Raw genomic sequence first — 12,243 nt, forward strand, 5'->3', positions numbered from 1 at the left:
CGGATTTGAATCGGGTCCGTTCCGTTACGGCGCGATAATAGTGTGTTCGCGGTGGAGCAGACGTTTTAGCGCCTCGGGGTCGATGATCACCGGCAAGCAGACCTGTCCGGTGCAAAGCCAGGCGCCGGGCTTGTCGGTTGGAGGCGAGATCCCGCCCGGCAGGGTGGGTCGATTCGCTTCCGAACCAACCCCCACGACAATATCCACTCGACGCGGATCCGGACTCCGATTCGCTACCGGAACAAGGCTTGCATCATCAGGGTTGTCTACCAGAACCAGCTTCATCGGCTCGATGGCCAGGGCGCAGGCGTTGACCACGCCGGCCTGGCCATGGGCCTGGCGGGCGACGCGACCGGCCGCATGCTCGGCGGCGCTCCAGGCTTTCTCCTGAAGCACGAGATCGCCGGTAGCGGAGGACAGGCGAACCAGCGCTTCGATGATCTGGCTGGTTGCCGAAGGAATAGCCTCGTCGACATCGCCCCTGATCCGGATCGGCACGTCGGTGCTGTCGGAGGCGGTCAGGTAGTGCCCGGTTTTCCCGGCATCCTGATGCCATTGGTCGAGTTGTTCGATGAAGTGGCGGGCGCGATCGATATAGCTTGACCGGCCGGTGGCTTCGTACAGCGAAATAGCTGCGTTGGTCATCGCCGCGTAGTCGCTGGACATCGCAGGGAACAGTTTGCGTTCGCCGAGCATCGAATGCGGCAAGCGGTCGTGCTGGCTTGCACCGTCGATATGCCCGAAGGCAATCTCCGCTGCCTCGATCCAGTCGGCGCGGTTGAGGGAGCGGCCGGACTCGGCAAGCGCCGATATCATCAGGCCGTTCCAGTCGGTGAGCGCCTTGCCGTCGCGGCCGGGCCTGATGCGGGTCTCCCTGGCGGCGAGCAGTCTGGCCTTGAACGGGGCAAGCCGATCACGATCAACCACGCTTTTGGTTTGCTGGGAGGCTGACTGGTGGACAATCGGCTTGCCTTCCCAGCTGTGCGGCTTGGAAAGCGTGAAGTATCTGAAAAATAATGCGGAATCGGTATCTAGAACGGTTTCGAGCTCGGCCCTTTCCCAGGTGTAGAACAGCCCTTCCTCGCCGTCGGAATCGGCATCGAGACTTGCAGCGAATGCACCGCCCTCGACGCGCATTTCGCGCAGCAGCCAGTCAATGGTTTCTTCGATTCGTATCCGGAACAAATCGTTTCCCGTCTCGGCATACGCCCAGTTGCACAGCCGGATCAGCTGGGCGTTGTCGTAGAGCATCTTTTCGAAATGCGGCACCAGCCACTCCGCATCGGTCGAATAGCGACTGAGGCCGCCGCCGATATGGTCGTAGATACCACCGGCCAGCATGCGCTCAAGGCTGACGAGGACGGCGTCGCGATGCGAGGTATTTCCGTCTCGCAGCCATGACAGCCATAGGGTCAGCATGAAGGGTGCATTGGGGAACTTTGGCGCACCGCGCAAGCCGCCGAGATCCCTGTCGATCATGCCGTCGATGCCGGCGGCGAGATTTGCCAGTGTGCCGCGCTCGAGCGTGGCCTTTGCATGGATGCCGGCGAGGCGGGCCTCGACATGGGAAGTCAGCCCATCCGCGCTTTGGCCAAGACTCTCCTTCTTCTCACGCCAGGCCTTGTCGATGGCTTCCATGACCTGGATGAAGCCTGGACGGCCATAGCGCGGCTCGCGTGGAAAGTACGTGCCGCCCCAGAACGGCTTTCCGTCGGGGGTAAGGAACATTGTCAGCGGCCATCCGCCCTGCTCGCCCATGGAGGACAATGCCGCCATATAGATCTGGTCGATGTCCGGCCGTTCCTCCCTGTCCACCTTGATATTGACGAAGAGACGGTTCATGACCGCCGCCACTCCGTCATGTTCGAAGCTTTCGTGCGCCATGACGTGGCACCAATGGCAAGCGGCATAGCCAATGGAGAGCAGAATCGGCCGGTTGAGCGTTTTGGCCTCGGCGAGCGATGCCGGCGACCATGCCCGCCAATGCACGGGATTGTCGCTGTGCTGCCGCAGATAAGGGCTGGCCTCTTCGGCGAGCAGGTTTTTGGGAGGCAATGTCACAATGAAGCAATCCGGGACAGTATGATCGGGACAGCGAGGCTAGGTCGGTTCGACGGGGCGGGCAAATGATTTCAGGGGATTCGATCGTCGCGCTTTCCAGCGGGCGCCTGCCGGCGGGTGTCGCCGTTATCCGGATCTCAGGCCCAAAGACTCGATTCGTTATCGAAACGATAGCTGGGGGCACGGTTAAAGACCGAGTGGCGACCTTGCACAAGCTCAAGGCGCCGGACAAAACCCTGCTGGACACGGGTCTCGTGCTGTTCTTTCCCGGTCCAGACAGTTTCACCGGCGAGGATGTGGCGGAGTTTCACGTTCACGGCGGCCGCGCGGTGGTGGCAAGGGTACTGGAGACCATCACCGGCTTCGAGGGCGTAAGGCACGCCGAGCCTGGCGAATTCACCCGGCGCGCCTTTCTGAACGGCAAGCTTGATCTGGTTGAAACGGAGGCGCTGGCGGATCTGGTCAACGCGGAGACCGAGGCCCAGCGGCGTTTCGCCGTTCTCAACGCCGAGGGCGTCCAGAGCGAGCTTTACCTCGCCTGGCGTCGCCGGCTCATCCATGCTCGGGCCATGATCGAGGCTGAGATCGATTTCGCTGACGAGGACGATGTGCCCGGTTCCGTTTCGGATACGGTTTGGTGCGATGTTAATGTGATGATTGAAGAGATCGATCGTCATGTCGCCGGTTTTCGCGCCGCCGAGATCATCCGGGACGGGTTCGAGGTCGTCATCCTTGGCGCTCCGAATGCGGGAAAGTCGAGTCTGTTCAACGCTCTGGCGCGCCGTGATGCCGCTATTGTAACGGATGAGCCCGGAACGACCCGCGACATTCTAGAGCTGGCGCTGGACGTCGAAGGCATGCGGATCAGGATTGTCGATACAGCCGGCTTGCGCGAGACGCCGGGCAAGATCGAGGCCATTGGCATCGAGAAGGCGAGGACCAGGGCGCACGGCGCGGATCTGGTGCTCTGGCTGGAAGATATGCTTGAGCCAATCGATGTCGGGGAACTGCCCTCGGATGCACCGGTTTTCAGGGTTGGAACGAAGCTGGATCTCCTGGGCCTACAAGCCGATTCATCCCGCGGGCGCTATGAGTTGGCCATCTCGACCATGGACGGAAGGGGTCTCGGAGAACTGATGAAGCATATTGCGGATCGCGCAACTGCCGAGGTTGGAGGGTCCGGGGACATTCTGCCATCGCGTCTCCGGCACGTCGAGCTTCTCAAGGAGACGAAGCACTTTTTGGCCGGCGCGATGGCCAAAGGCTCAGCGGAACAGGAGTTGCGGGCCGAGGAACTGCGCCTGGCTGCTGATCGGCTTGGCCGCATTGTCGGGGCGGTCGATGTCGAGGACATGCTGGACGTCATCTTCTCTCAGTTCTGCATAGGAAAATGACTCACGTGAAACATTTCCAATGTCGCATCAAGCAGGTAGTCCATGACTCACGTGAAACCGGCGTGTCGGCTGACTCACGTGAAACATCGCAAAAGGGTGTGCCAAGAAGTGTTTCACGTGAAACGTGCACTGAGCTTTCTTGACAGCGCATGACCTTGGGGACATGTGTCTGGTGAAATCGAATCCGGGACAATGAGATGAGCGATCACTACGATGTCGTTGTGGTGGGTGGAGGCCATGCCGGGAGCGAGGCCGCCAGTGCCGCCGCGCGTGCCGGCGCAAGAACCGCGCTGGTGACGCTTCGCTTCGACACGATCGGCGTCATGTCCTGCAATCCGGCGATCGGCGGCCTCGGCAAGGGCCACCTCGTTCGTGAGATCGATGCGTTGGATGGCTTGATGGGCCGCGTCGCCGATGCCGCGGGTATCCAGTTCCGCTTGCTCAACCGTCGTAAAGGACCCGCGGTCAGGGGGCCACGTACGCAGGCCGACAGGAAACTCTATCGCCTGGCGATGCAGGAGATGATTCGGCAACAGAACAATCTCGACGTGGTCGAGGCAGAGGTTCTGGATTTCGAGATCAAGGACGGTCGGCTTGTTGCTGTCCTCCTCGCTGACGGCAGAAGGCTTGGCTGTGGCGCAGTGGTGCTGACCACCGGCACCTTCTTGCGCGGGCTCATCCACATAGGGGAAAAGAAGATCGTCGCTGGCCGCATGAACGAACGGGCCAGTATCGGCCTGTCGACGACGATGACGAGAGCCGGTTTCGCGCTTGGGCGGCTCAAGACGGGCACGCCGCCCCGGCTCGACGGCCGCACGATCGACTGGACATCACTTGAAAGTCAGGCCGCCGACGAGGATCCGGTTCCATTTTCGCTGATGACCGATCGTATCGAGAATCGGCAGATCCATTGCGGTATCACCCGGACGACGCCCGACACGCATGCGTTGATCCGCGCCAATCTTGGCCGTTCGGCGATGTATTCTGGCTCTATCGAAGGTGTCGGGCCCCGCTACTGCCCGTCGATCGAGGATAAGATCGTCAAGTTCGGCGACAGGGAAGGGCACCAGATTTTCCTCGAGCCAGAGGGGCTCGACGATGACACGGTCTATCCAAATGGTATTTCGACCTCGCTGCCGGAGGACGTCCAGCTCGATATTCTCAAGACAATTCCGGGCCTTGAACGCGCGGTAATGCTGCAGCCCGGCTACGCGATAGAGTATGACCACGTCGACCCGCGCGAACTCCAGCCGACGCTGGAAGCCAAGCGGGTCGCCGGCCTGTTCCTGGCGGGGCAGATCAACGGCACGACCGGCTATGAGGAGGCTGCCGCGCAGGGACTGCTCGCGGGCCTCAATGCAGCGCGCCGGGCTTCCGCGAGTGACCAGATCGTGTTCAGCCGTACCGAAGCCTATATCGGCGTGATGGTCGACGATCTGACCAGCCGCGGCATCGCGGAGCCCTACCGCATGTTTACGTCACGGGCCGAGTTCCGGCTATCCCTGCGTGCCGACAATGCCGATGAGCGGCTAACGCCGATCGCAATTGGGCTTGGCATCGTTTCGCCTGAGCGGGCAACTCGATTCGAGACCGTAATGAATGATCTCGCCAGGGCGCGCGACCTTGCTGTCGGCGTCAGCATGACCCCCAACGAGGCTGCGCGACATGGGCTTGAGATCAATAAGGATGGCGTTCGGCGCTCGGCCTACGAGCTGCTCGCGCATCCGGGTGTTGATGTCGCGTGGCTGACGCGTGTCGCGCCCGAGTTCGGCGCCATCGACGGCAAAACGGCGGAACGTCTCGAAACGGAAGCAAGGTATTCGGTCTATCTTGACCGGCAGAAAGCGGATGTGGCGCAGATGCGGCATGAAGAGAGCCGCTTGATTCCCCAGGATCTGGAATTCGCCGATGTTCCGGGATTGTCGAATGAGCTGAAGCAGAAGATGCTGGTCAGACGTCCGCGCTCCATTGCCGACGCGCAGCGCATGGAAGGGATGACACCGGCGGCACTTGCGATCATTGTTGCCCACGTACGTAACGCCGAGAGCGCGGCAAGGAGAGTTGTTGCGTGACCAGTGCATCGCTGGTGAGCCTGGAAGAAGCAGCAGGCAAAGTTTCACGTGAAACATTCGATCGTCTGGCAGCGTTCGAGACGATGTTCCAGAAGTGGAACCGCAGCATCAATCTCGTCGCGCCGTCGACACTCGGGCATGTCTGGGAACGGCACATCCTCGATAGCGCCCAGTTGGCACGGATCGAGCCGCGGGCCACGAAATGGGTAGACCTTGGTTCGGGTGGGGGATTTCCAGGATTGGTGCTGGCCTTTCTGCTTGCTGAGCGCCAGGGCGCCAGCATCGATCTCGTTGAAAGCAATCGGAAAAAGGCGTCCTTCCTGCAATCCGTTGTCGGACAGTTCAATCTGCCAGCACGCGTCGTCGCCAAGCGAATCGACGACAGTTACCCGCTGGTGCCGGCGCCGCAGATCGTCACGGCACGTGCGCTGGCTTCGCTTTCGACCTTGCTCGACCTGTCGGCGCCGTGGCTGACAAGGGGAACGCGGGGTCTTTTCCACAAAGGCCGGGATTACCGCGCGGAGGTCGAAGAAAGCGCTCACCGCTGGGCGTTCGATCTGGTAGAACATCCAAGCATGACCGACCCGCACGGCGTCATCCTCGAATTGTCCGATCTCAGACCTGTCTGATCTGACCCATCTGACCTGCTTGTGGCGACCCAAGAATGAACTTCTGGCATAAACCCATGATGAAGAATGGCCCTCGAATCATCACCGTAGCCAACCAGAAGGGCGGTGTCGGCAAGACGACCACCGCCATCAATCTGGCTACCGCGCTGGCGGCGATCGGCGAAAAAGTGCTGATCGTCGACCTCGACCCGCAAGGCAACGCCAGCACCGGGCTCGGCATCGACCGCAAGGACCGCAAGGTCTCGTCCTATGATGTGCTTACCGGCGAACTGGAGCTGGAAGCCGCGGCCGTCCCAACCGCTGTGCCTGGCCTGTCGATCGTGCCGTCGACGCTCGACCTGCTTGGCATCGAAATGGAAATCGCGTCGGCGCCGGACCGGGTCCTGCGGCTGCGCAATGCGCTGCGCGCCGCGTCGGCTCGTTCGGCGGGCTTTGGCTATGTACTCATCGACTGCCCGCCATCGCTCAATCTTCTGACGCTCAACTCGATGGCAGCGGCCGATTCAGTGCTGGTGCCGTTGCAATGCGAGTTTTTCGCGCTTGAAGGCCTCAGCCAATTGCTGGAGACGGTCGAGCAGGTCCGCCGCTCGATCAATCCGGACCTGACCATCCAGGGCATCGTGCTGACAATGTATGACGGCCGCAACAATCTTGCCAACCAGGTGGTGCAGGATGTGCGGGCGCATATGGGCGACAAGGTTTACGAAACCATAATCCCCCGCAATGTGCGCGTTTCGGAAGCGCCGTCCTATGGCAAGCCTGCAATCCTTTACGATCTGAAATGCTCGGGCAGCCAAGCCTATCTTCAACTGGCCTCCGAGGTGATCCGTCGCGAGCGCAAATTGCGCGCCGCCTGACGCGGGCGGTCGAAAGGGCTGGGATCCCGGCTTCCGGAGGCGCCTCCCTTAAGTACAAGAAGCCGATTCGATACCGAAACGATCTGGAATGACGATGAGCGAAGACCTTTCGAGAAAAAGACTGGGACGGGGACTTGCGGCACTGATCGGCGAGATCGACCGCCCTAGCGCGCCGGAAAAGCCGAACATGACGGCCGACGGCAAGGTGCCGATCGAGTTCGTCATCCCGAACCCGAAGAATCCGCGCCGGCATTTCGGCGATGCCGATCTGACGGATCTCGCCCAGTCGATCCGCGAACACGGCGTGGTCCAGCCGGTCGTGGCGCGGCCGTCGGCCACCCAGGCAGGACGCTACGAGATCATCGCGGGCGAGCGGCGCTGGCGCGCGGCGCAGCGCGCCGGCCTGACCGAGATACCGGTCATCATCCGTGAGGTGAATGATCGCACGGCGCTCGAGCTGGCCATCATCGAAAACGTACAGCGTACGGACCTCAATCCGGTGGAAGAGGCGTTGGGCTATCAGCAGCTGATCGACGACCACGGCTACACCCAGGCTGATCTCGGCCAGGTCATCGGCAAGAGCCGCAGTCATGTTGCCAACACGCTGAGGCTTTTGAAGCTGCCGGACGTCATTCGCGACATGCTGGTCGACGGTGCGCTGTCGGCCGGCCACGCCCGCACGCTGGTGACGGCCGAGGATCCGGCCGGCCTCGCCAAGCGTATCGTCGAAGAGGGCCTTTCGGTACGTCAGGCCGAAGCGCTCGCGCAGCTGCCGGCGGGCGCTTCGACCGCGCCAAAGCCGAAAGAGCCGGTGCAAAAGGATGCCAACACGCTGGCGCTGGAAAAGCTGATGTCCGATACGATCGGCATGATGGTCGCGATCGATCACAAGGAACGTGGCGGTGTGCTTCGCGTCTCCTACCGGACGCTGGAGCAGCTTGACGAGCTCTGCCGGCGTCTGAAGCAGGAACGATAGGCGCCGCGCCGGGAAAACGGCTCGAAGCGTTCGATCGTCATAAGGCACTCGGCGGCCGGCGGCCCTTCCAGGGCATCTCCTGTTCCAGCTGCGCCGACGCCGCCAGCACGGTCGCCTCGTCGCCATGGCGGCCAACCAGTTGCACGCCGATCGGCACGCCGCCTTTCGACCAACCGAGCGGCAGCGAGATCGCCGGCTGTCCCGAAATGTTGAAAGGGAAGGCAAAGACCGAGTCCGCCCATTTGGCGTTGTAGCGGTCGATGTCCGTTTCCGACATGTCGTAGTAGCCCAGGGGGCGCGGCAGCTGCGCAAGGCGGGCAAACCCGCAAAGATCGTCCTCGCCGCTGTTATGCGAAAGCTCGTCGCCATGGCCGATGCACCCATCACAAAAGACCGCATCTGGAGCCTTATCGTCCTTGACAACAAACACAGATGCTCATCCGTCTCGGCGCTACGCGCCGATCCACCTTCTCCCTCAAGTGAGAAGGGAAGCGGCGCAGCGCCGATTTCGATATCTATCGCCCAATAAGGATTGGGCGCATTGCATGAGGGGGACACAGATGCTCGAAATCGCACCATCGAAACAGGCGACCACCTGGCTTGCGGCCTTTGCGCGGGGGCTCGAAGCGCGCGATCTTGCGGCCGTGAGCAAGCTGTTCGCCGATGCTTGCTACTGGCGCGATCTGCTAACCTTCACATGGAACATCAAGACCATGGAAGGACGCGCGGCGATCGAGCACATGCTGGACGCAACGCTGGCAACGACGAAGCCGGCCGCATGGGAACTGACCGGCGAGGCGACCGAGACCGAAGGCACGATCGAGGCCTGGTTCACCTTCGAGACGGCGTCGGCCTGGGGGCAGGGCGTCATGCGTCTGCGCGACGGCCGGTGCCGCACGCTGTTCACGGCGATGAAGGATCTCAAGGGTTTCGAGGAACGCAGGGGCCCGGCGCGGCCGCTGGGCGTCCGCCACAAGGCCGACCCCCACCGCGAGACATGGTCGGAGGCAAGGGCGCGCGAGACACGCGATCTCGGCGCCAGCGAGCAACCCTACTGCCTGGTCATCGGCGGCGGCCAGGGCGGCATCATGCTGGGCGCGCGTCTGCGGCAACTCGGCGTGCCCGCCATCGTGATCGAGAAGAACGCCCGACCCGGCGATTCCTGGCGCAAGCGCTACCGCTCGCTCGTGCTGCACGACCCCGTCTGGTACGACCATCTGCCCTACATCCCGTTCCCGGAAAACTGGCCGGTGTTCACGCCCAAGGACAAGATGGGCGACTGGCTGGAAATGTACACGCGCGTCATGGAGCTCAACTATTGGGTCGCCACGAAATGCGTCAGCGCCACCTATGACGAGGCCGAAAAGGCCTGGACCGTCGTTGTCGATCGTGTCGGCCAGCACATCACGCTGAAGCCCAGGCATATCGTCTTCGCCACCGGCGCCTATGGCCCGCCCCGGCAAATCGACCTGCCCGGGTCCGACCGGTTCAAGGGCGAGGTGCTGCACTCCAGCCAGTATTCCAGCGGCGAAAAATTTCGCGGCAAGCGCGTCGCGGTCATCGGCGCGGCAAGCTCCGGGCATGATGTCAGCGTCGATCTCTGGGAAGCCGGCGCGGAAGTCACCATGATCCAGCGGTCACCGACCACCGTGGTCAAGTCCGACACGCTGATGGATGTCGGCTTCGAGATCTTTTCGGAGGGTGCGCTGGCGCGCGGCATCACCACCGAGAAGGCGGATATGATCGTCGCCTCGACGCCCTTCGCCCTGGTATCCAAGGGCCAGCGCGCGCTTTACGAGGTGATCAAGGCGCGCGACGCGGCCTTCTACGACCGCTTGCGCGCCACCGGCTTCGCCATCGACTTCGGCCATGACGAGACCGGCCTGCTGATGAAGGCCTACCGTACCGGTTCCGGCTATTACATCGATGTCGGCGCCTCCGATCTGATCATCGACGGCGAGATCGGCATCCGCAGCGGCGTCGCCATCCAGTCGCTGACGCCGGGCGGCATCCTGTTCGAGGACGGCACCGAACTGGCTGTCGACGCCATCATCGCCTGCACCGGCTACCAGTCGATGAACGAGACCGTCGCGGCGATCGTCTCGCGCGACGTCGCCGACAAGGTCGGGCCGTGCTGGGGCCTTGGCTCGGGCGTAAAAGGCGATCCGGGTCCGTGGCAGGGCGAGTTGCGCAACATGTGGAAGCCGACGGCTCAGGAAGCGCTGTGGTTCCACGGCGGCAACCTGGCGCTGTCGCGCTTCTACTCGAAATATGTCGCGCTGCAGCTCAAGGCGCGCATGGAGGGTCTTGCGACGCCGGTTTACGGGGAGCCGAGCAACGCTGGGTAAGGTTCGACCCCCACTCCGTCGAGCTTCGCTCGACACCTCTCCCCCGATCGACGGGGGAGAGGAACGGCGCGAGCTTAAACACGGTTGGCTCCCTTCCTCTCCCTCCGGAGGGGGGAGAGGTGGCGCTGCGAAGCAGCGACGGAGTGGGGGAAGCCATTCGCCAAATGCGCTGCCGAAAGACAGGCCTGGCGGCTATCTCCCCGAGGGGAAGATATCACTCATGCCGGTGCCCGAAGTGCCGTGCCGCCACCTCGACATGCGTATGGCTGGCATGCGCCTGAAAACGCTCCGTCTCGCTGACATCGTTCACCGCCTTGTTCGGCCACCACGTGCCGCCGACAACGATCCCCTCCGACACCAGCCTCTGGTCGGCAACCATGGACGCCCCCACCGCATCGACGAAAGTAAAGCGGCCGGCGCGCATGCGCAGCAGCGCGACGTCGGCCACGCCGCCGAGATTGAGCACGCCGAGCTCAGGTCGCGCGATCGCTTCCGCCGGCCGCCGCGTGGCCGCGCGCAGCACCTCGACCAGCGGCATGCCGAGCGCGAGCAGTTTCGACATGCAGACCAATATGTCGAACGCCGGCCCGTCGACGCAGTAGAGATGCACGTCGCTTGAGATGACGTCCGGCGCCAGCCCATCCTTCAGCATCGCCCGCGCCACCTCGAAGTCGAACGAACCCATGCCGTGGCCAAGGTCGAAGATGACGCCACGCTCGCGCGCCAGCCGCATGTCGGGCCGCACCGCGCCGGAGGCGAAGACCGGCGCGTTGGGGAAGGGGCGGAAGCAATGGGTGAGGATGTCGCCCTTGCGCAGGCGCGGCAGCACTTCCGAGCGGCCCGGCGGCGGCTCGTCGATATGCGCCATCAGCGGCAGGCCTGCCTGGTCGGCGGCCTCCAGCGCCAGATCGACCGGCGCGATGCCGCTGGTGCCGCCGGCATGCTTGCCGGAGCGGACCTTCACACCTACCACCACCTCGACATGCTCGCGCGCCGCAGCCACCACCTCGCGCGGTTCGCACAGCCGCAGGTCGCCACACTCGCCGACCGAGACAGTCTGCGAGAAGCCGAAGATGCCGGCGAAGGAAATGTTGACATAGGCGAGGATACGAACCTTCGACCGCTCCATGACATGGCGGCGGAAGCCGAGGAAATTGCCAGCCCCAGCGCTGCCCGCGTCGATGAAGGTGGTGGTCCCGCTCTTGGCTGCGAGCCGGTCGGCATCGACTCCGAGCGACGTGCCGCCCCAGTAAACATGGCTGTGCAGGTCCACGAGGCCGGGCGCGACAATGCAGCCTGAGGCATCGACGATACGCGCCGCGCGCTCGGCGGGGATATCCGCATCCATGGCGGCGATCCGGCCGTCGGCGATGGCGACATCGCGTTGCGCGTCGATGCCCGACGCCGGATCGATCAGGCGTCCCCCCTTGAGCAGCAGATCAAACTGCATTCGCGCTTCCTCCGGCTGTCTGCTTCGTCGCGTCAAAGAGGACGGTAGGCGACCGCTTCGACTTCGATCTTGATGTCGATCATCAGCCGCGACTCGACCGTGGTGCGCGCCGGCGGGTTCCTGGGAAAATGCCGGGCATAGACAGCGTTAAAGGCGCCGAAATCGCGCGCGTCCTCGAGCCACACCGTGGTCTTGACCACGTCGTCCATGGTGCAGCCGGCGAGCGCCAGGGCGGCCTTCACATTGGCCAGAACCTGTTCGGTCTGCTCGGTGATGCCGCCCTTGACCACGACGCCGTCGCCGCCGACCGGCACCTGGCCCGAGACATAGACCGTGTCGCCGGCGCGGACAGCAGGGGAGAGCGGGACATGGGACGTTCCGAAACATTGCTTTGGCAAGGCATAACCTCCTGTTGAGTTGACGGGCTCGTGCTCTAGCCCTGTCGCCATGATCCTC

Annotated in this window: 10 protein-coding genes; 6 read left to right on the forward strand and 4 right to left on the reverse strand. The window is 63.0% G+C overall.

Annotation, left to right across the window (positions count from 1 at the left end; translation table 11 throughout):
* Positions 1 to 24 precede the first annotated feature (24 nt).
* Positions 25 to 2,061, reverse strand: a complete 2,037-nt coding sequence (locus ACO07C_RS17625) for a thioredoxin domain-containing protein (RefSeq protein ID WP_421915428.1) — start codon at positions 2,059 to 2,061, stop codon at positions 25 to 27.
* A 65-nt stretch (positions 2,062 to 2,126) separates the two neighbouring features.
* Between ACO07C_RS17625 and mnmE the strand changes: the two genes are divergently transcribed.
* The 5 genes from mnmE to ACO07C_RS17650 all read left to right on the forward strand — a co-directional run bounded on the left by mnmE (position 2,127) and on the right by ACO07C_RS17650 (position 7,989).
* A complete protein-coding gene (gene mnmE / locus ACO07C_RS17630; protein WP_421915429.1) occupies positions 2,127 to 3,455 on the forward strand; it encodes a tRNA uridine-5-carboxymethylaminomethyl(34) synthesis GTPase MnmE in 1,329 nt (442 codons plus the stop codon).
* Between the two features lie 197 nt (positions 3,456 to 3,652).
* On the forward strand, positions 3,653 to 5,527 hold the full coding sequence (gene mnmG / locus ACO07C_RS17635; protein ID WP_421915430.1) for a tRNA uridine-5-carboxymethylaminomethyl(34) synthesis enzyme MnmG: 1,875 nt from the start codon (positions 3,653 to 3,655) through the stop codon (positions 5,525 to 5,527).
* Positions 5,524 to 6,156, forward strand: a complete 633-nt coding sequence (gene rsmG, locus ACO07C_RS17640) for a 16S rRNA (guanine(527)-N(7))-methyltransferase RsmG (RefSeq protein WP_421915431.1) — start codon at positions 5,524 to 5,526, stop codon at positions 6,154 to 6,156. The genes mnmG and rsmG overlap by 4 nt, the downstream gene beginning before the upstream one ends.
* A 56-nt stretch (positions 6,157 to 6,212) precedes the next feature.
* On the forward strand, positions 6,213 to 7,013 hold the full coding sequence (locus tag ACO07C_RS17645; protein ID WP_421917557.1) for a ParA family protein: 801 nt from the start codon (positions 6,213 to 6,215) through the stop codon (positions 7,011 to 7,013).
* Between the two features lie 94 nt (positions 7,014 to 7,107).
* Positions 7,108 to 7,989, forward strand: coding sequence for a ParB/RepB/Spo0J family partition protein (locus tag ACO07C_RS17650; RefSeq protein WP_421915432.1), 882 nt, complete (start codon positions 7,108 to 7,110; stop codon positions 7,987 to 7,989).
* Between the two features lie 37 nt (positions 7,990 to 8,026).
* On the opposite strand, the gene ACO07C_RS17655 is transcribed toward ACO07C_RS17650, so the two are convergent.
* Positions 8,027 to 8,419, reverse strand: a complete 393-nt coding sequence (locus ACO07C_RS17655; RefSeq protein ID WP_421915433.1) for an amidase family protein — start codon at positions 8,417 to 8,419, stop codon at positions 8,027 to 8,029.
* A 130-nt stretch (positions 8,420 to 8,549) separates the two neighbouring features.
* On the opposite strand from ACO07C_RS17655, the gene ACO07C_RS17660 reads away from it, so the two are divergent.
* The gene (locus ACO07C_RS17660) at positions 8,550 to 10,337 is read left to right on the forward strand and encodes an NAD(P)/FAD-dependent oxidoreductase (RefSeq protein WP_421915434.1); all 1,788 of its coding nucleotides are present in this window, start codon (positions 8,550 to 8,552) and stop codon (positions 10,335 to 10,337) included.
* A 214-nt stretch (positions 10,338 to 10,551) separates the two neighbouring features.
* Here ACO07C_RS17660 and ACO07C_RS17665 read toward each other — a convergent pair whose 3' ends face one another.
* Positions 10,552 to 11,787, reverse strand: coding sequence for an amidohydrolase/deacetylase family metallohydrolase (locus ACO07C_RS17665; RefSeq protein ID WP_421915435.1), 1,236 nt, complete (start codon positions 11,785 to 11,787; stop codon positions 10,552 to 10,554).
* A gap of 32 nt (positions 11,788 to 11,819) precedes the next feature.
* Positions 11,820 to 12,236 carry a RidA family protein gene (locus ACO07C_RS17670; protein ID WP_421915436.1) on the reverse strand — a complete coding sequence of 139 codons (417 nt, stop codon included), beginning with the start codon at positions 12,234 to 12,236 and terminating at the stop codon, positions 11,820 to 11,822.
* Positions 12,237 to 12,243: the final 7 nt, after the last annotated feature.

The organism is Mesorhizobium sp., assembly GCF_965229135.1.
GTDB lineage: Bacteria > Pseudomonadota > Alphaproteobacteria > Rhizobiales > Rhizobiaceae > Mesorhizobium.